The sequence below is a fragment of the Micromonospora sp. NPDC023966 genome (assembly GCF_040639095.1).
GTDB lineage: Bacteria > Actinomycetota > Actinomycetes > Mycobacteriales > Micromonosporaceae > Micromonospora.
This window is the reverse complement of record NZ_JBEZZJ010000004.1, coordinates 28,658-47,663: the sequence shown is the minus strand read 5'-3', so window position 1 is coordinate 47,663 and position 19,006 is coordinate 28,658. Positions and strand designations below refer to the sequence as shown.

The window sequence follows — 19,006 nt, the reverse complement described above, 5'->3', positions numbered from 1 at the left end:
GCGCGGCCCCACTCCACCCACAGGCCCCGTCCACAGCCTGTGGATAGCACATGTGTACGAAGGTCGCCGGCTCCCGCGCTGGGTACCCTTGATCGCGCCCCCCGGCCCCTCCCAGCAGGAACGACGTGGATCACGAACGAGTCGTCCGAGACGTCACGGTCCGCCTTCCGATGGCGTCGACCGCGCTGGAGGCGTGCCAGTGGACCGTCTCGGCGCTCGCCCGGCACACCCCGGCGACGATCTCGATCCTGCTCCAGGTCCACGACCGGCTCCGGTGCGTCGCCGCCACCGGCGCCTGGCAGGTCTTCTCCACCGTCCCGCCGAAGACCGGCATCGTCGGCCGGGTCTACGACTCCGCCGAGGCCGCCACCGTCCCCGACGTGACCGCCGACCCCGACTACCTCCCGGTACGCCCCGACGTCACCGCCGAGGTCTGCGTGCCGGTGCGGGACCGGGCGGGCCGGGCACTCGGGGTGCTGGACCTCCAGTGGAGCGGCCCGGTCGAGCTGGAGCGGTGGCGGGAGACCGCACAGCGGCTGGGCGACCGGCTCGGCGCGCGGATCGGGGCGCTCGGCGGTCCGCCGGCCGAGAGCCGCAGCGAGAAGCTGCTCCGGCACGCCGCCGCGATGACCACCGCCCCCACCGAGTGGGATCTGATGACCGCCGCGATCACCGCGGCCCGGGACGTCTCGGCCCTCTCCGCCGCGGTGCTGATCCTCGCCGGCCGGCGCGACACCCGGCTGGGCGCGCCCACGGGCACCCCCGGTGCGCTGGAGGCCCGGATCCGGGCCGAGTTGGGCGACGCCGGCCCGGTGGCGCTCGGCCGCATGATCGCCCGGGCGCACCGGCACGGCTCGGCGTACACGCTGGGCGAGGCGGGGCATCCGCCGACCGAGGACTACCTGCCGCTGACCCGGGCCGGGGCGCGCACCCTGGTGGCGGTGCCGGTCGGCCCGCCGGACGGCGGCGGGGCGCTGCTGGTCGCCGACGAGCGGCTGCTGCGGCCCGACCCGACCACTGTCAACCTGATCGAGCTGCTGGCCGGGCAGGCGTGGACCTGCCTCGATCGGCTGCGTACGCTCGCCCGGCTGCGCGAGCAGGCCAGCTCGGACCCGCTCACCGGGCTGCGCCACACCGGGCCGTTCGGGCAGCGGATCGCGAGGGCCACGCCGGGGCGTACCGCCCTGCTGGCGATCGACGTGGACGGCTTCAAGGACGTCAACGACACGTACGGCCACCAGGCCGGCGACCGGCTGCTGGTGGGGCTCGCCCGGGCGCTGGAGGGGGCGCTGCGCCAGGGCGACGAGCTGTACCGGACCGGTGGCGACGAGTTCGTCGCGGTGATCGAGGTGAGCCGCCCGGAGGAGGCCGTCCGGATCGCCGAGCGGCTCACCGAGGCTGCCCGCCGCACCGGCCGGACGATCAGCGTGGGCGTCGCCCTCCCCCGCCCCGGCGAGACCCCCGAGCGGACCCTGCGCCGCGCCGACCAGGCCCTCTACGCGGTGAAGCGCCACGGCCGCGACGGCGTACACCTCTCCGCCGCCTGACCGACCCACTCCTCGCGCGATCTTGCAGTTTCGGCCCGCGCGTCGCCCTTTTGCACCCGGTTCGCCCGGGCACAAAGTGCAAGATCGGCGCGGCGTGGGGGCGGGCGGGGCTTAGCGGGTCAGTTCCCGGGCCAGGAGTTCGGCGACCTGGGCGGTGTTGAGGGCGGCGCCCTTGCGCAGGTTGTCGCCGGTGACGAAGAGGTCGAGGGCGCGCGGGTCGTCGACGGCGCGGCGGATCCGGCCCACCCAGGACGGGTCGGTGCCCACCGCGTCGATCGGCATCGGGAACTCGCCGGCAGCCGGGTCGTCGACCAGGATCACGCCGGGCGCGTTGCGCAGCACCTCGCGGGCGCCCTCGGCGTCGACCTCGGTGGCGAAGACCGCGTGCACCGCGACCGAGTGCCCGGTCACCACCGGCACCCGGACGCAGGTGGCGGAGACCTTGAGGTCGGGCAGCCCGAGGATCTTGCGCGACTCGTTGCGCATCTTGAGCTCCTCGGACGACCAGCCGCCGTCGGCGAGCGAGCCGGCCCAGGGCACCACGTTGAGCGCCAGCGGCGCGGGGAACGGGCCCAGCTCGTCGCCCACCGCCTGCCGGACGTCGCCCGGCCGGGAGCCGAGCACCCGGTCGCCGGCGATCTTGCCGAGCTGGGCGTGCAGCGCGTCCACACCGGCCTGCCCGGCCCCGGAGACCGCCTGGTAGGAGGCGAGGACCAGCTCGCGCAGGCCGTACTCGCGGTGCAGCGGGGCGATCGCCACGATCATCGCCAGGGTGGTGCAGTTGGCGTTGGCGATGACTCCCTTCGGCCGGTTGCGGACCTGTTCAGGGTTGATCTCGGGGACGACCAGCGGGACGTCCCGGTCCATCCGGAACGCGCCGGAGTTGTCCACCACGACCGCGCCGCGGCTGACCGCGACCGGTGCCCACTCGGCCGAGACCGCGTCCGGGACGTCGAACATCGCCACGTCCACGCCGTCGAACGCCTCGGGGGTGAGCGCCTGGACGGTCAGCGACTCGCCCCGGCACTGGATCTGCCGGCCGACCGAGCGCTCGGAGGCGAGCAACCGGATCTCGCCCCATACGTTGCGGCGGGAGGAGAGGATCTGGCACATCACCGTGCCGACGGCACCGGTCGCTCCGACCACGGCGAGGGTGGGCAGCGACGACATCCGCGCTACCGCCCTGTGCCGGCGTAGACGACGGCCTCGGTGTCACCGCCCAGGTCGAAGGCGTCGTGGATGGCCCGGACCGCCTTGTCGAGGTCGGTGTCCCGGCAGACCACCGAGACCCGGATCTCCGAGGTGGAGATCATCTCGATGTTCACCCCGGCCGCGCCGAGGGCGGCGAAGAAGCCGGCCGCGACACCGGGGTGCGAGCGCATGCCGGCGCCGATCAGGGAGATCTTGCCGACGTGGTCGTCGTAGAGCAGGCCCTTGAACTTGACCGGTTCCTGGATCTTGCTGAGCGCGGCCATCGCGGTCGGGCCGTCGGTCTTGGGCAGCGTGAACGAGATGTCGGTGCGGCCGGTGCCCTCGGTGGACACGTTCTGCACGATCATGTCGATGTTGATCTCGGCGCCGGCCACGGTGTCGAAGATCCGCGCGGCGGCACCCGGCTCGTCGGGCACCCCGACGATGGTGATCTTCGCCTCGCTGCGGTCGTGGGCGACCCCGGTGATCAGTGCCTGTTCCACAGGAAGGTCCTCCATCGATCCGGTGACCATCGTGCCGGTGTTGGTCGAGTATGACGAACGGACGTGGATCGGCAACCCCGCGCGCCGTGCGTACTCGACGCTGCGCAGGTGCAGCACCTTGGCGCCGCAGGCGGCCAGCTCCAGCATCTCCTCGTAGGTGATGTGCTTGATGTGCCGGGCGTTCGGCACGATCCGCGGGTCGGCGCTGAAGACGCCGTCCACGTCGGTGTAGATCTCGCAGACGTCCGCGTCGAGCGCGGCCGCGAGGGCCACGGCGGTGGTGTCCGACCCGCCCCGGCCCAGCGTGGTGACGTCCTTGGTGTCCTGCGAGACGCCCTGGAAGCCGGCCACGATGACCACCGCGCCCTCGTCCAGCGCGCCCTTGAGGCGGCCCGGGGTGACGTCGATGATCCGGGCCCGGCCGTGCACCGAGGTGGTGATCACGCCGGCCTGGGAGCCGGTGAACGAGCGGGCCTCGTAACCCAGGTTGTGGATGGCCATGGCGAGCAGCGCCATGGAGATCCGCTCCCCGGCGGTGAGCAGCATGTCCAGCTCGCGGCCGGGCGGCAGGGGGCTGACCTGGTTGGCCAGGTCGAGCAGCTCGTCGGTGGTGTCCCCCATGGCGGAGACCACCACGACCACGTCGTCGCCGGCCTTGCGGGCGGCCACGATGCGCTCGGCCACCCGCTTGATCCGCTCGGCGTTGGCGACGGAGGACCCGCCGTACTTCTGCACCACGAGTGCCACGACGGTGCACTCCCTCCCAGCGACGACCCTGAGCGTGCCGACGCCGCCGGTACTTCGGTCCGGCGGCGCGTGTCAGACCAACCCAGGGTATCGGGCGGCGCACGGCGCCGGGTCGGGTGATCCCACCATCCGGCCCGGGGTGGGGCGGGTCACCGGAGCCGGCCGGGGCGCGCGACACGCCGACCGGAACACCCGGACGGCGGGCTCCCCCGACCCCGCCGGCACCGCAGAATGTCCCGGTGCACGCACACCGACGCGCGGCCCGGCGGCTGACCGGCGCCCTGGCGCTCACCCTGCCGGCGCTCCTGGCCGCCTGCACCGCCAACCCGCCGAGCCCGGCCCCGACCAGCGCCGCCGACCCGGTCCCGGCCGAGGTGGACGCCGCCCGCGACGAGCTGGCCGCGCTGGCCGCCGCCGCGCAGGACCGGCACCTCACCGCCACCTACGCCTTCGAGCCGGCTGACGGAACGGCCCGGACGATCGCGGTGACCAGCGCGAACGACGGCACCTGGCGGGTGGACGTGCCCGGCTGGGGGCAGGGCGGCGCAGTCGACGTCTCGCTCGCCGCGACCGCGGACGGGCTCTTCCAGTGCGCCCTGCCCTCCGCCGGTTGGGCGCAGCCGGCGGGTTGCGTACGCCTCGGCGACGCGGACGACGCGGTGCCCCGGAAGCTGGACCCGCGGGTGCAGCACCCGTTCACCGACTGGTTGGAAGTGCTCACCGACCGGCGCGCCCCGCTCGCCGTCTCGCCGGCCGCCCCGCTGCCCGGGGTGAGCGGCGAGTGCTACTCGGTCGAGTCGACCTCGGCCTCGCTGAACGCCCCGCTCGACGTGGGCATCTACTGCTACCGGCCGGACGGCACCCCGGCGGCGGTCCGGGCCGGGTTCGGCACCCTGAAGCTGAGCGGCGAGCCGGGTGCGGCGCCGGCCACCGTGCCGCTGGCCGGGCCGGTCACCGAGGGCGAGCCGGTGAGCCGGGAGGCACCGTCGCCGACCGACAGCCCGAGCGCGGGAACGCCCTGACCCCTGTGTCCGTTACGGGTGCTCTTGGCCACATCTGTCGGGGGCTGCCACAAGGGCAAAACGCCCATCTGGGACCCTTACCCGCATGCCCGACCTCACCCCGCTGCTCGCCTTCCGCTGGAGCCCACGCGCCTTCGACCCGGCCGCGATGCTCACCGGCGACGAGGCCACCTCCCTGCTGGAGGCCGCCCGCTGGGCACCTTCGGCCGGCAACACCCAGCCGTGGCGGTTCGCGTTCGGGCACCGGGAGGACGACACGTGGAAGCGGATCCTCGTCAGCCTCCCGGCCGACGACCAGCGCTGGGCCCGCCACGCCTCCGCCCTGGTCGTCGTCGCCCACACCGGCGGCGACCCGGAACGGGCCGCGTACGACCTGGGGCAGGCCGTCGCCCACCTGAGCGTGCAGGCCACCGCGCTCGGCCTGCACGTGCACCAGCTCACCCGCTTCGACCGGGCCGGCCTCGCCACCGAACTGGACCTGCCGGTCGGGATCCGGCCCACGGTGGTGGTCGCGGTCGGCCGGCTCGGCGACCCGTTCGCACTTCCCGAGGACCTGCGGGACCGGGAGACGGGGCTGCGCCAGCGCCGGCCGCTCGCCGACCTGCTCCTCGCCTGATCGCCCGGCCCGGCCGGGGTCACCCGCCGCGGCTGGCCCGGAGCAGCACCGTCGCGGCGTCGGTGTTGCGGTAGCGGACGTGCCGGCCCTCCCGCGACCGGGAGACCAGGCCGGCGGCGTGCAGCGCGGCCAGGTGCTGCGACACGTTCCCGCCCGACATCCCCGTACGCCGGGCCAGGTCGGTGGTGGTGGCCGCCGTGTCGAGCAGGTGCAGCAGGGCGGCCCGCCCCGAGCCGACCACCCGGGCCAGCGCGTCGCCGGGCCGCGCCTCGGGCACCTCCCAGAGCGTCCCGACCGCCCGGACCGGGTACGCCCCGGCCGGCAGCGAGTCCTCCAGCAGGTTCCACAGCACCCGCCGGTCGGCGAAGACGCTGGGGTTCAGCGCCAGCCCCCGCCCGCGGAGGTCGAAGTCCCGCTCGAACGGGTCATCGCTGACCACCCGGTCCCCGAGCCAGCGCAGGCTCGGGTGGAGCTGCCCGAACAGCCGACCGGCACCGCCCTCGGCAAGCTGGACGGCACGGTACGCGACGTCGGCGTCGAGCAGCGCCCGCATCCGCGTCCAGTCCGGGGCGATCGCCTCGTCGTACCAGACCCGCACCGCGTCGACGAGCTGCGGCAGCAGGCCGCGGGGATCGGCGAGCAGCGCCTGCCCGAACGGGCTCAGCGGCCTTCGCGGGGTGGTCGCCAGCAGGTCCTGGACCACCACGTCCGGCGGCGTCGCCGCGATCTGCTCGAGCTGCTCGGTCATCTCCAGGTCCGGCCGGGCCGCCGGCGTGAGGAAGTCGGGGAGCCAGCGGCGGGGCCGGGTCAGCTCCACCAGCGGGCGGACCCGATGGGCCACCTCCGGACGGCGCAGCGTCAGCCGGGACCGGTCGATCCAGGGCAGGTGCACGGCGTAGCGGACCGGATCGGCCAGCGCCCACATGCTCATGACCGTCTCGTTCGCCGGCGAGACGGCGAACCGCACTCCCGCGACGTCGGCCAGGCTGAACCGCAACTCGGACACGCGCACCCCCGCAGGCAGGATTCGGCCCAGCCTAAAAGGCTCGACCGGACCATGGGGGGCACGGTTCACTCACCCGCCATGGGGGCCAGAGACACCATCCGCACGGCCGTCAGCCACGTCGTACCGCCGGCCGGGCTGACCCGCGCCCTGGCCGTGCAGGCCATGGTCTACGCCGTCGGCAACGGCCTGTTCCAGGCCGGCAGCGCCGTCTTCTTCACCCGGGCGCTGGGGCTCAGCGCCGCCCAGGTGGGCCTGGGCCTGTCCATCGCGGCGGGGGTGTCGCTGCTGGGCACGGTGCCGCTGGGCGGGCTCACCGACCGGTACGGACCGCAGCGGGTCTGGGTCGTCGGGCTGGTGCTGGAGGCGGCGCTCTTCGCGACCTACCCGTTCGTGGGCGGCTTCGCCGGCTTCCTTGCCGTGGTGGTGGCGCTGGCCGCCGTGCACGCCGCGACGGGCGTGGCCGTGCAGGTCTACTCGATCAACGCGCTCCCCCCGGCCGAACGGGTCACCGCGATGGCCTACCAGCGCTCGTTGCTGAACGTCGGGTTCGGGCTGGGTGCGGTGATCAGCGGCCTGGTGCTGGCGGTGGACACGATCGCGGCGTACCGGGGGATGGTCTGGTTCATCGCGGCGGTCTTCCTGGTGACGGCGCTCTTCGTGCGGCGGCTGCCCCGGCTGCCGCAGGCGGCCCGGGCGGCCGAGCCGATGAGCCGGCTCGCCGTGCTGCGGGACCGCCCGTTCCTGGCGGTGTCCCTGGTCTCCGGGCTGCTCACCGCGCACCAGACGCTCTACCTGACGGTGATGCCGCTCTGGATCCTCACCCACACCGACGCCCCGAAGACGGTGATCGCCGGGCTGGTGCTGTTCAACACGGTCCTGATCGTGCTGCTCCAGGTACGCGCCAGCCGGGGCGCCGACACCGCGCCGGGCGCGGCTCGGGCGTCCCGCCGGGGCGCCCTGCTGATCGCCCTGTTCTGCCTGGTCCTGCCGATCTCCGCGGTGACCCGGGGCACGCTCACCCTGGTGGTGCTGGTGGCCGCCGCGACGCTGCTGATCGTGGCCGAGCTGGTCGAGTCGGCGGGCACCTGGGGGCTCGCCGCCACCCTGCCGCCGGCCGCCCACCGCGGCGCGTACGTGGGCGCGTTCCGGCTCGGCACGCAGCTGCAGTACCTGATCGCCCCGGCGGGACTGACGGCGCTGGGGGTGACCACCGGCGGCTGGGGCTGGTTCCCGACGGCGGCGATCTTCGCGCTGGCCGGGCTGGCGCTCGTACCCCTGGTGGGCTGGGCCGAGCGGACGCCGCGGCTGGGTGCGACGGCCCCCGAGATGACGGTGACAACGGTCCCATAGTCCGGACCTGGCTTCCCACGGCCCACCTCGCCACGTAGGGTGACCTTGTCATGTGGCGGGCGTACCTTCTCCTTGGCTGCCGCGACGAGGCCTGACCGGCCGGCACCTCGTCGCGGAGTTGAACCGCGCCGTCCAGCACATCCGAACTTCCTCTCGGCACCGCCGCGCACCGTCGCCCGGCAACTCGCCGACACCTTCCGATCTGCTGACGCCACATGTTCCCAGGGAGCACTCCGAGATGGCTCAACCTGTCACCGACGCTGAGACCGATCCGATCGCCCGGCAGCGCCCCAGCCGGATGCCGTTCCAGCGCTACCTGCCCTACCACCAGCAGTTCCGGTTCGACCTGCCGGACCGCGCCTGGCCCACCCGCCGCGTCGAGGCCGCACCCCGCTGGTGTGCCGTGGACCTCCGCGACGGCAACCAGGCCCTGATCGACCCGATGTCCCCCGAGCGCAAGCGGCGGATGTTCCAGCTGCTGGTGCAGATGGGCTACAAGGAGATCGAGGTCGGCTTCCCGTCGGCCAGCCAGACCGACTACGACTTCGTCCGCCAGCTGATCGAGCAGGACCTGATCCCGGAGGACGTCACCATCCAGGTGCTGACCCAGTGCCGGGAGCACCTGATCGACCGGACCTTCGAGTCGCTGCGCGGCGCGCGCCGGGCCATCGTGCACTTCTACAACTCCACCTCGACGCTCCAGCGCCGGGTGGTCTTCGGCCTCGACCGGGACGGCATCACCGACATCGCCACCACCGGCGCCCGGCTCTGCCAGAAGTACGCGGAGATCCACACCCCCGACACCGACATCCACTACGAGTACTCGCCGGAGTCGTACACCGGCACCGAGCTGGAGTACGCGCTGGAGGTCTGCGCCAAGGTCATCGAGGTGGTCGACCCCACCCCCGACCGCAAGCTGATCGTCAACCTGCCGGCCACCGTCGAGATGGCCATGCCGAACGTCTACGCCGACTCGATCGAGTGGATGCACCGGCACCTGCCCCGCCGCGACAGCCTGGTGCTGAGCCTGCACCCGCACAACGACCGGGGCACCGGGGTGGCCGCCGCCGAGCTGGGCCTGCTGGCCGGCGCCGACCGGATCGAGGGCTGCCTGTTCGGCAACGGCGAGCGCACCGGCAACGTCGACCTGGTCACGCTGGGGCTGAACCTGTTCTCCCAGGGCATCGACCCGATGATCGACTTCTCGAACATCGACGAGGTCAAGCGCGCCGTCGAATACTGCAACCAGCTGCCGGTGCACGAGCGCCACCCGTACGCGGGGGATCTGGTCTACACCGCCTTCTCCGGCTCGCACCAGGACGCGATCAAGAAGGGCTTCGACGCGCTGCACGCCGACGCGGCGGCCGCCGGGGTGCCGGTCGACGAGTTCACCTGGGCCGTGCCCTATCTGCCGATCGACCCGAAGGACCTGGGCCGCACCTACGAGGCGGTCATCCGGGTCAACTCGCAGTCCGGCAAGGGCGGCGTCGCGTACATCATGAAGTCCGAGCACCAGCTCGACCTGCCGCGCCGCCTCCAGATCGAGTTCTCCGGCGTGGTCCAGCAGGTCACCGACCACGACGGCGGCGAGGTGGAGCCGGGCACCATGTGGGAGATCTTCGCCCGCAACTACCTGGTCGACCACCAGGTCGACCCGGCGGTCACCCTGGACGGCTACGCCATCGGCACCGCCGACGGCAAGGTCGAGATCGAGGCCCGGATCGGCCAGGACGGCGAGGCCCGCCCGCTCACCGCGGTCGGCAACGGCCCGATCGACGCGTACGTCAACGCGCTCCAGTCGCTGGGCGTGGCGGTACGGGTGCTCGACTACCACGAGCACGCGCTCTCCTCCGGCGGGGACGCGCAGGCCGCCGCGTACGTGGAGTGCGAGGTGGACGGCCGGACCGTCTGGGGCGTCGGGGTGGACGCCAACATCGTGACCGCCTCGATCAAGGCCGTCACCAGCGCGGTCAACCGCGCCCGGAGCTGACCGACGGCTGGTCGGGTCCCGCGCGCTGGGGCCCGGCCAGCCGGTCAGACCGGTACGACCGTGGGGTTGCCGTCGTCGAGGACGACCGCCTGCGCCACGATCACCCGCTGCCCGTCGAAGGTGGCCGCCGGCGAGCCGTGCAGCCGGTAGCCGTCGGCGAGCGCCTCGCTGACCCGGCGGCAGAAGTCGGCGTCGTCCGGCCCGGTGAGCAGCCGGTATCGCAGCCGGGCCGGCGTCGCACTCTCCTGATCACCCATGGCCTGACGCTAACAGCATTACCGGTCACCGCTTGTCCGGCGGCGTCGCGACGGGCAGCGAAGGGCAGGGCTGGGCGCCGGGCGCGGTCCGCGGCGGGCGGTGGATCAGCAGCCCGGCCAGCACCGCCCCGGCCAGCAGCAGGCCGGCGCACCAGAGCAGCGCCCCGCGGAACGCGTCGGCCAGCGCGGTCTTCTGCGCGTACCCGCTGCCGGAGAGGCCGACCAGCAGCGGCAGCGCGGCCACCGCGAGCAGGCCGCCGGCCCGGGCGGCGGCGTTGTTGAAGCCGCTCGCCACCCCGGCGAACCGGTCCGCCACGGCGGCCAGCACCGACGCGGTCAGCGGGGCGACCACCAGGGTGAGCCCCGCACCGAACAGGAGCACCCCGGGCAGCACGTCCACCCAGTACGACGCCCCGGGGCCGACCCGGCGCAGCAGCAGCAGGCCGGCCGCGGCGACCACCGGGCCGACGGCGAGCGGCAGCCGGGGGCCGATCCGGGCTGCAAGCGCGCCGGCCCGGGCCGAGCCGACCAGCAGCAGCAGCGTCATCGGCACGGTGGCCAGGCCGGTGGACAGCGCCGACCAGCCGACCACGTTCTGCAGGTAGACGGCGAGGAAGAAGGTGAACCCGCCGAGGGCCGCGTAGACCACCACGGTGAAGATGTTCAGCACCGAGAAGAGGCGACTGGTGAACAGCCCGGTGGGCAGCATGGCGGTGTCGCCCCGGCGCCGCTCGACCAGCACGAAGACCACCGCGCCGAGCACGCCGACCACCGCCGCGGCCAGCACCGCCGGGGAGCCGGCGCCGCGCGCCGGGGCGTCGATCAGGGCGTACGTGACGCCGCCGAGCGCCAGCGCGCCGAGCAGCGTGCCGGCCACGTCGAACCGCCGGCCGGCCCCGGTACGCGAGGTGGCCTCGTCCCGGCTCTCCGGCAGCCAGCGCAGCGCGGCGAGCACCACCCCGACCGCCAGCGGCAGGTTCACGAAGAAGATCCACCGCCAGGAGAGCGCGTCGATCAGCCAGCCGCCGAGGAGCGGGCCGATCGCGGTGGACACTCCGGAGAGCCCGGACCAGATGCCGATGGCCCTGGCCCGGTCGTCCGGGTGGAAGCTGGCTTGGAGCACGGAGAGCGAGCCGGGGGTGAGCAGCGCCCCGCCGGCGCCCTGGAGGAACCGGGCCGCGATCAGCCAGCCGGTTCCCTGGGCCAGCCCGCAGAGCACCGACGCCACGGCGAACCACACCACTCCGAGCAGGAAGATCCGCCGCCGCCCGAACCGGTCGCCGAGCGCGCCGCCGAGCAGCACGAAGGCGGCCAGCATCAGCAGGTAGCCGTTGACGGTCCACTGGAGACCGGCGACGGTGGCCCCCAGCTCGGCGCCGAGCCGGGGCAGCGCCACGTTGACCACGGTGCTGTCGATGAAGACCATGCCGGAGGCGAGGATCGCGGCGAGCAGCGTGCCGTGCCCGGCGGCGGAGCCGATACGCAGCGCGGGAGCGGGTGCCGTCATGGGTAACCACTCTGCCGCTCCCCCCATTCAGATGCCACGAATCACGGAAACCGTCGCCCGGGTACTGTGCGGACTCGCCCGGAGCCCGCAAGCTGGAGAGGTGTCGTCTGTGCGTACGAGATCAGGAGCCCGTGCCGGGCTGGCCGTCGCGCTCACCGCGGTGCTCACCCTCGGCGCGGCCGGTTGCGTGCCGGTCGACGAGCCGGACGTGCCGCCCAGCAGCGCCGGCAACGTCAACCAGCAGCTCGGTCAGCTGACCGTCGCCGCCGCCGGCTCGATGAAGGGCTACAGCCGGACCCACTTCCCGCACTGGCGGGACACCGGCAAGAACTGCGACGTGCGGGACAGCGTGCTGCAACGGGACGGGGAGGGCATCAAGCTCTCCGGCTGCAACGTGGTCGGCGGCCGCTGGGAGAGCCTGTACGACGGGCTGACGCTGACCGATCCGGCCGACGTGGACATCGACCACATGGTGCCGCTGGCCAACGCCTGGCGCTCCGGCGCCGACGAGTGGGACGACTCGAAGCGCGGCGACTTCGCCAACGACCTGACCCGGCCGCAGCTGATCGCGGTTTCCCTCCGTTCCAACCGGGCAAAGGGTGACCAGGACCCGTCCCAGTGGAAGCCGGCGAACCGGTCGTTCTGGTGCCAGTACGCCGCGGACTGGGTGGCGGTCAAGCACTACTGGCGGCTGACGGTGACCAGTGCCGAGAAGGCCGCCCTCACCGACATGTTGGAGGGCTGCACATGGGCGAACAAGCCGTGACCGGAGCCGGTGGCGCACCGGCGCCGGAGAGGACGCCGGACGCGACCGGCGGGGACGCCGCGGCGGCCGCCGGCGGCGCGACCGTGCCCGGCCCGACCTCGGCCGGAATGACGGCCGACGGCACGCCGGCCGCCCCCGCCGACGTCTCCGGGGCCGGGATGTCCGCCGACGCCACCCCGACCGCGCCCGCCGCGGCCCCGCCGGCGCCCGGAGCGCAGGAGCGGACCAGCGACATCACCGCCGGCCCGGGCGGGGTGATGACCGACGAGGCCGGCGTGGTGACCGGCGACCTGACGCTGCGCACCGAGTACGCCGACGGCCAGGTCACCCTGCGGGTGCAGTACAAGGACGCCGACGAGTGGTACGCGGTGACCGGTGGCCGGGTGCCGCTGGCCGACCCGGCCGCGCTGGACGCCGTGCACACGGTCGCGGTGGCCCTGCTCAACCGCCCCGAGGGCTGACCCGCCGGACGCGACGAGGCCCCTTCCCCGCTCGCGGAAAGGGGCCTCGCGTCGTCACGTCACGGGGTCGGGATCAGCTCCCCGGTGTCGCCCGGCGCCGCGCCGTCGTCCGGCCGGACCAGCTCCGGCTCCACCTCGTGCGGCCGGATCCGGCCGGCCGCGATGTCCTCCGCGTAGTGGCATGCCACCCGGTGCCCGCCCAGCACCTCGCGCAACGCCGGCCGTTCCTCGGCGCACCGGGTCGGCTGGGCCCACGGGCAGCGGGTGTGGAACCGGCAGCCGGGCGGCGGGTTCGTCGGCGAGGGCAGGTCGCCCGCAAGCAGGATCCGCTCCCGCCGGTCCTCCACCTGCGGGTCCGGCACCGGCACCGCCGACATGAGCGCCTTGGTGTACGGGTGCATCGGCTCCCGGTAGAGGTCGTCGCTGGACGCCTCCTCCACCAGGCCGCCGAGGTACATCACCCCGACCGTGTCGGCGATGTGCCGGACCACCGCCAGGTCGTGGGCGATGATCAGGTACGTCAGGCCGTGCTCGTTCTGCAGCTCCTCCAGCAGGTTGATCACCTGCGCCTGGATCGACACGTCCAGCGCGGAGACCGGCTCGTCGGCGACGATCAGGTCGGGGTCGAGCACCAGCGCCCGGGCGATGCCGATGCGCTGCCGCTGCCCGCCGGAGAACTCGTGCGGGTACTTGCGCAGCGCCGAGGCGGGCAGGCCGACCGCGGCGAGCGCCTCCCGGAGCCGCTTGGTGGTGGCCGCCTTGTCCTTGGCCAGGCCGTGCGCCTTGAGGCCCTCGACCAGCAGCGACTCCACCGACTGGCGGGGGTCGAGGCTGGACAGCGGGTCCTGGAAGATCATCTGGATCCGGCGACGCATCCGGCGCATCGACTCGCCCTTGAGCGCGCGGATGTCGGTGCCGTCGAAGACGATCTCGCCGTCGGTCGGCTCGACCAGCCGCAGCAGGCCCCGGCCGAGGGTGGACTTGCCGCACCCCGACTCGCCCACCAGCCCGTACGTCTCGCCCTTGTTGATGGAGAGCGAGACGCCGTCGACGGCGTAGACATGGCCGACGGTGCGGTCGAAGAGCACGCCGCTCTTGATCGGGAAGTGGACCTTGACGTCGCGCAGTTCGACCAGTGGTCCGGTCCGCTCGGTCGACTCGGTCACGGCACCGCCACCTCCTCGGAAACGGGGTTGTTGCAGCGCAGGTCGCCGCCGGTCGCGGTGGGTTCGAGCGGAGGCGTGCCCTCCAGGCAGGCGTCCACCACGTTGTCGCAGCGGGGGGCGAACGCGCACCCCTCGACCCACGGGATGTTGTCGGCCACCGAGCCGCGGATGGCGTGCAGCCGCTCGCCCCGGGGCGAGTCCAGCCGCGGCACCGAGCTCAACAGCCCGTGCGTGTACGGGTGCCGCGGCCGGGCGAAGAGCTCGTGCCGGGCGGCCCGCTCGACCACCTTGCCGCCGTAGAGCACGTTGACCGTGTCGCAGAGGCCGGCCACCACGCCCAGGTCGTGCGTGATCATGATCAGGGCGGTGCCGGTCTCGTCGACGAGCTGCTTGAGCAGGGTGAGGATCTGCGCCTGGATGGTCACGTCCAGCGCGGTGGTCGGCTCGTCCGCGATCAGCAGCCGCGGCTTGCAGGCCAGCGCGGTGGCGATCAGGGCGCGCTGCCGCATGCCGCCCGAGATCTGGTGCGGGTACTCCTTGAGCCGCCGCATCGGGTCGGGGATGCCGACCGCGTCGAGCAGCTCCCGGGCCTCCTTCATGGCCGCCTTGCGGTCCATCCCGCGATGCCGCTCCAGCACCTCGGCCACCTGCGTGCCGATCGGCACGACCGGGTTCAGCGAGGAGAGCGGGTCCTGGAAGATCATGCCGATGTCCCGGCCGCGCCGGTCCCGCATGTCGTCCGGGCGCAGCTTCAGCAGGTCGGCGCCGTCGAAGTTGACCTCGCCGGTGACCTTGTTGCCCCGCCGGGGCAGCAGGCCCATGATCGCCAGGCTGGTCACGCTCTTGCCGCAGCCGGACTCGCCGACCAGGCCCACGGTCTGCCCCGGCTCCACGCTGAAGCTGACCTTGTCGACCGCCGTGAACGGCCGCTCACCGCGTCGCTGGAACACCACGCTCAGATCGCGTACGTCGAGCAGGCTCATCGGGTCACTTCCTCACCGTGCTGGTCCGTTGTCCCCATCGCCGTCACCGCCGGCTCTTCGGGTCGATCGCCTCGCGCATGCCCTCACCCAGCAGGGTGAAGCCCAGCGCGACCACGATGATCGCGACGGCCGGGAAGTAGGCCAGTTCCGGCCGGACCTCGAAGTAGCGCTGCCCGTCCACACCGAGCATCAGGCCCCACTCGGCCCGGTTGATGTCCGGGTCACCGAGACCGAGGAAGGAGAGCGACGCCGCCTCCAGGATCGCGGTGGAGAGGGTCAGCGTGGCCTGCACGATCACGGCGGTCATCGCGTTGGGCAGCATGTGCCGCAGCACGATCGACCCCTGCTTGACGCCGAGCGCCCGGGCGGCCAGCACGTGGTCGCTCTCCCGTTGCGCGAGCATCGAGCCGCGCAGCAGCCGGGCGAAGATCGGCACGTTGACGATGGCCACCGCCATGATGACCGTCCACTGGCTGGACCGGCTGGCCATGGCCACCAGGCTGATCGCCAGCAGCAGGGCCGGCAGGGCCAGCATCACGTCGGTGAAGCGCATCAGGATGTTGTCGACCCAGCCGCCGAAGGCGCCGGCGATCGCGCCGACCAGCACGCCCAGGGCCAACCCGATGAGCGTGGCGAGCACACCGACGAACAGGGTCTGCCGGCTGCCGTGGATCATGCGGGACAGGAAGTCCCGGCCGAGCGGGTCGGAGCCGAGCGGGAACTCGCTGCTGGCGCCGGGGATGTTGTCGACGGTGAGGTTCTTCGTCAGCTCGTCGAAGCGCTGCGCCGGGTCGTGCGGCGCGAGCAGCGGCGCGAAGATCGCGACCAGGACGAAGAGCGCCACGATGGACGCGCCGACGATCGCCGTCGGGTTGCGCCGCAGCCGGCGGAACGCGTCCCGGACCAGGCTCACGCCGCCCTTTTCGGCGGTCGACTGGGCCAGCTGCTCCAGCCGGGCGCGCTTGCGCTCGCCGAGCCGGTCGATGCCGCGCGGCAGGGTGCCCTCGCGCTTCTCCTCGACGACGGCGGGGTCCACGCTCTCGCGCGGAGTGCCCACGGTGGGCCGGGTGATCGGGTCACTCATCGCACACGCACCCTCGGATCGATGAAGGCGTAGGAGAGGTCGACCAGGAGGTTGACCAGCACGAAGACCAGCGCGGCCAGCAGGATCAGCGCCTGGAGCACCGGGTAGTCGCGGCCGCCGCTGATCGAGTTGTAGATCAGCGTGCCGAGGCCGCCCCAGTTGTACACCCGCTCGGTGAGCACCGCGCCGGAGAGCAACGCGCCGGTCTGCAGGCCGATGGTGGTGACCACCGGCAGCAGGGCGTTCCGCAGGATGTGCCGGCCCCGGATGGTCTTGTGCCGCAGGCCCTTCGCCTCGGCGGTGCGGACGTAGTCCTCATTGAGCACGTCGAGCACGCTGGCCCGGGTGATCCGGACGATCACCGCGAGCGGGATGGTGGCCAGGGTGAGCGCCGGCAGGATCAGGTGCCACAGCGCGTCGCTGGCGGCGTCGAACTCCCGCGTGAGCAGCCCGTCGAGGACGAAGAAGCCGGTCACGTCGGTGTTGTCCACCCCGGTGCTGATCCGGCCCGAGGGCGGGAACCAGTGCACGTTCTGGGTGAAGACGTCCTTGAGCAGATAGCCCAGGAAGAAGATCGGGATCGAGATGCCGAGCAGCGTTCCGGCGATGCTCAGGTTGTCGAGCAGCCGGCCGCGGTGCCGGGCGGCGATGTAGCCGAGCGGCACGCCGAGCCCGATGGCGATGATCATGGCGGCCGCGGCCAGCTCGATGGTGGCCGGGAAGGCGCGGCCGATCACCTCGGTGACCGGGTCACCGCTCCGGATCGAGTTGCCGAAGTCGCCGGTCAGCAGCCGCTGCATGAACTTGGCGTACTGCACCAGGATCGGCTGGTCGTAGCCGAGGGCCTTCACCAGCAGGGCGCGCCGCTCCGGCGTGGCCCGCTCACCGAGCAGCGCCTCGATCGGGCCGCCGGGGAGGTTCCGCAGCCAGACGAAGACCAGCGCGGACAGCCCTATCAGGGTCACCACCAGCTGCAGCAGGCGGCGAACTATGACTCGCAACATCTCTCACACACCAGATTCTCGGTAACAGCGGGTCGGCCCGGGCCGGGAGAGAGAGCCCGGCCCGGGCCGATTCCGCGTACGGCGTCAGCGGTCAGTGGCGCTTCAGCCGACGCTGACGGTGTTGAACCGCTCGTCGGTCAGGGGGCTGGCGACCAGACCCTTGACGTCCTTGGTGACCACGATGGCCGGCGGGGCGTGCCAGACCGGCACGGCCGGCAGCCACTTGGCGGCGATGTCGCGGTTGACCTGCTCCCACGCGGCCTTCTTGCCGGCGTCGTCGACCGTGCCGTCGGCCTTGGTGATGGCGTCGAACATCTCGGTCATCGCCTGGTCGCCGAACTCGACCTTGGCCCGGCCGAAGAAGGTGCCGACGAAGTTGCCCGGGTCGTTGTAGTCACCGGTCCACCCGAGGATGTGCAGGTCGTGCTTGCCGAACTGCTGCACATCGTCCTTGTAGCCACCGTTCCACGGGCGGGCCACACCGTTGACCTTGATGCCGACGGCCTGGAGGTCGTTGGCCAGGACGGTGAAGATCTCCTGCGGGTTCGGCATGTACGGCCGGGAGACGTCGGTCGGGTAGTAGAAGTTGAGCGTCAGGTTCTCGGCGCCCGCCTCCTTGAGCAGCTGCTTGGCCTTGTCGACGTTGTACTCGTACTTCTGCACGTCCGGGGCGTAGCCGAGCACGGTGTCCGGCATGAACTCGTCGGCGACCTTGGTGCCACCCGGGCCCTTGGTCTGGACGAGCTGCTGGCGGTTGAGGGCGTAGGCGATCGCCTGGCGCACCCGCAGGTCCTTCAGCTTCGGGTTCTTCTGGTTGAAGCCGAGGTAGAGGATGTTGAACGCCGGGCGGTCGAGGACCTGGAAGCCCTCGCCCGAGAGCGCCTTGCGGTCGGCCGGGGCCGGGAAGTCGATGCCCTGGACGGTGCCCGCCCGCAGCTCCTGCTTCCGGGTGTTCTCGTCCTCGATGATCTTGATGACGAGCTTGTCGACCTTGGCCTTCTCGCCCCAGTAGTCGGGGTTCCGGTTCAGGGTGATCTCACCCTTGGCCTTGTCCCAGCCACCGAAGGTGAACGGGCCGGTGCCCACCGGGTGCTCGTTGGCGAACGCGCTGTACTCGAACGAGTCGCCGTTCTGCTTCACCGTGTCGGCGTCGTACTTCTTGAGCGCCTCGGGGCTGGCGATCGAGAGCGCGGTCAGCGCGAAGGCGCCCGGGAAGGCACCCTTGTACCGGTTCATCGTGACGACGGCGGTGCCGTCGTCCTTGGCCTCGCACTTGTTGTAGACCGGCTCGCCGACACCCTCGGCCTCGTTCTTGGCGAAGCCGCCGAAGACGTCCGAGTAGTAGATCATCTGGGACTGCGCGGCGGCGCCCTTCATGTTGAACCAGCGGTCGAAGTTGAAGCAGACCGCGGCGGCGTTGAAGGGGGTGCCGTCGTGGAACTTCACGTTCTTGCGCAGGTGGAAGGTCCAGACCTTGCCCTCGGGGTCGTGCTCCCAGCTCTCCGCCAGGGCGCCCTGCAGATCGGCCGTACCCGGCTTGTTCTGCACGAGGGTGTCGTACATCTGGCGGATCGGACGGAACGACTCGCCGTCGTCGTTGAAGATCGGGTCGAAGTTCTTGGGGTTACCGGCGCCCGCGAAGACGAAGGTGCCGCCGGTCTTGGCCCCACCGCTGTCCTCGTCGCGCTCGCTCTTGGCGCAGCCGGACGCTCCGACCGCCAGAGCGGCAGCGGCCGCGAGGGCCACGGCCGCTTTAAGCCTGCTCGCCTGCATCTCTCACCTCTGTCATGCGCATGTTCCACGCCG

At 72.5% G+C, this 19,006-nt stretch carries 17 protein-coding genes; 7 read left to right on the top strand and 10 right to left on the bottom strand.

The features are described from left to right. The first annotated feature begins 125 nt into the window (after positions 1-125). On the top strand, positions 126-1,547 hold the full coding sequence (locus tag AB0F68_RS08510; protein ID WP_357333965.1) for a diguanylate cyclase: 1,422 nt from the start codon (positions 126-128) through the stop codon (positions 1,545-1,547). A gap of 111 nt (positions 1,548-1,658) precedes the next feature. Here the strand turns inward: AB0F68_RS08510 and AB0F68_RS08505 are convergent, their stop codons facing one another. Together AB0F68_RS08505 and AB0F68_RS08500 are read right to left on the bottom strand one after the other, a co-directional pair. After that, positions 1,659-2,717 carry an aspartate-semialdehyde dehydrogenase gene (locus AB0F68_RS08505; RefSeq protein ID WP_357333962.1) on the bottom strand — a complete coding sequence of 353 codons (1,059 nt, stop codon included), beginning with the start codon at positions 2,715-2,717 and terminating at the stop codon, positions 1,659-1,661. Between the two features lie 5 nt (positions 2,718-2,722). Then, complete coding sequence (locus AB0F68_RS08500) at positions 2,723-3,988, bottom strand: aspartate kinase (protein WP_357333960.1); 1,266 nt, start codon at positions 3,986-3,988, stop codon at positions 2,723-2,725. A 239-nt stretch (positions 3,989-4,227) separates the two neighbouring features. On the opposite strand from AB0F68_RS08500, the gene AB0F68_RS08495 reads away from it, so the two are divergent. Together AB0F68_RS08495 and AB0F68_RS08490 are read left to right on the top strand one after the other, a co-directional pair. Next, positions 4,228-5,010: a hypothetical protein gene (locus AB0F68_RS08495; RefSeq protein WP_357333958.1), complete on the top strand. Its 783-nt coding sequence runs from the start codon at positions 4,228-4,230 to the stop codon at positions 5,008-5,010. An 85-nt stretch (positions 5,011-5,095) separates the two neighbouring features. Beyond that, positions 5,096-5,626 (top strand): nitroreductase family protein, encoded by a 531-nt coding sequence (locus AB0F68_RS08490; RefSeq protein WP_357333956.1) that lies wholly within the window; start codon positions 5,096-5,098, stop codon positions 5,624-5,626. A gap of 19 nt (positions 5,627-5,645) precedes the next feature. Here the strand turns inward: AB0F68_RS08490 and AB0F68_RS08485 are convergent, their stop codons facing one another. Continuing rightward, on the bottom strand, positions 5,646-6,632 hold the full coding sequence (locus tag AB0F68_RS08485) for an ArsR family transcriptional regulator (RefSeq protein WP_357333954.1): 987 nt from the start codon (positions 6,630-6,632) through the stop codon (positions 5,646-5,648). A gap of 78 nt (positions 6,633-6,710) precedes the next feature. Here AB0F68_RS08485 and AB0F68_RS08480 point away from each other — a divergent pair, with 78 nt between their 5' ends. After that, the gene (locus AB0F68_RS08480) at positions 6,711-7,982 is read left to right on the top strand and encodes an MFS transporter (protein WP_357333952.1); all 1,272 of its coding nucleotides are present in this window, start codon (positions 6,711-6,713) and stop codon (positions 7,980-7,982) included. A 238-nt stretch (positions 7,983-8,220) separates the two neighbouring features. Then, on the top strand, positions 8,221-9,972 hold the full coding sequence (leuA, locus tag AB0F68_RS08475; protein WP_357333950.1) for a 2-isopropylmalate synthase: 1,752 nt from the start codon (positions 8,221-8,223) through the stop codon (positions 9,970-9,972). 44 nt (positions 9,973-10,016) lie between these two features. On the opposite strand, the gene AB0F68_RS08470 is transcribed toward leuA, so the two are convergent. Then, complete coding sequence (locus AB0F68_RS08470) at positions 10,017-10,229, bottom strand: DUF1737 domain-containing protein (protein ID WP_357333947.1); 213 nt, start codon at positions 10,227-10,229, stop codon at positions 10,017-10,019. 25 nt (positions 10,230-10,254) lie between these two features. After that, positions 10,255-11,736, bottom strand: coding sequence for an MFS transporter (locus tag AB0F68_RS08465; RefSeq protein WP_357333945.1), 1,482 nt, complete (start codon positions 11,734-11,736; stop codon positions 10,255-10,257). Positions 11,737-11,896: 160 nt separating this feature from the next. Here AB0F68_RS08465 and AB0F68_RS08460 point away from each other — a divergent pair, with 160 nt between their 5' ends. Both AB0F68_RS08460 and AB0F68_RS08455 read left to right on the top strand, forming a co-directional pair. Continuing rightward, on the top strand, positions 11,897-12,502 hold the full coding sequence (locus AB0F68_RS08460) for an HNH endonuclease family protein (RefSeq protein ID WP_357334707.1): 606 nt from the start codon (positions 11,897-11,899) through the stop codon (positions 12,500-12,502). Continuing rightward, positions 12,484-12,963 (top strand): hypothetical protein, encoded by a 480-nt coding sequence (locus tag AB0F68_RS08455; protein ID WP_357333943.1) that lies wholly within the window; start codon positions 12,484-12,486, stop codon positions 12,961-12,963. Before AB0F68_RS08460 ends, AB0F68_RS08455 begins: the two co-directional genes overlap by 19 nt. Before the next feature lie 59 nt (positions 12,964-13,022). Here the strand turns inward: AB0F68_RS08455 and AB0F68_RS08450 are convergent, their stop codons facing one another. The 5 genes from AB0F68_RS08450 to AB0F68_RS08430 all read right to left on the bottom strand — a co-directional run bounded on the left by AB0F68_RS08450 (position 13,023) and on the right by AB0F68_RS08430 (position 18,973). Further along, positions 13,023-14,129, bottom strand: coding sequence for an oligopeptide/dipeptide ABC transporter ATP-binding protein (locus AB0F68_RS08450; protein ID WP_357333941.1), 1,107 nt, complete (start codon positions 14,127-14,129; stop codon positions 13,023-13,025). Further along, complete coding sequence (locus tag AB0F68_RS08445; RefSeq protein ID WP_262282632.1) at positions 14,126-15,112, bottom strand: ABC transporter ATP-binding protein; 987 nt, start codon at positions 15,110-15,112, stop codon at positions 14,126-14,128. Before AB0F68_RS08445 ends, AB0F68_RS08450 begins: the two co-directional genes overlap by 4 nt. A gap of 43 nt (positions 15,113-15,155) precedes the next feature. Then, entirely contained in the window at positions 15,156-16,097 is a 942-nt protein-coding gene (locus AB0F68_RS08440; RefSeq protein WP_357334704.1) for an ABC transporter permease, read from the bottom strand. Positions 16,098-16,192: 95 nt separating this feature from the next. Further along, positions 16,193-17,200: an ABC transporter permease gene (locus AB0F68_RS08435; protein ID WP_357333938.1), complete on the bottom strand. Its 1,008-nt coding sequence runs from the start codon at positions 17,198-17,200 to the stop codon at positions 16,193-16,195. 102 nt (positions 17,201-17,302) lie between these two features. Beyond that, the gene (locus AB0F68_RS08430) at positions 17,303-18,973 is read right to left on the bottom strand and encodes an ABC transporter substrate-binding protein (protein ID WP_357333936.1); all 1,671 of its coding nucleotides are present in this window, start codon (positions 18,971-18,973) and stop codon (positions 17,303-17,305) included. Positions 18,974-19,006: the final 33 nt, after the last annotated feature.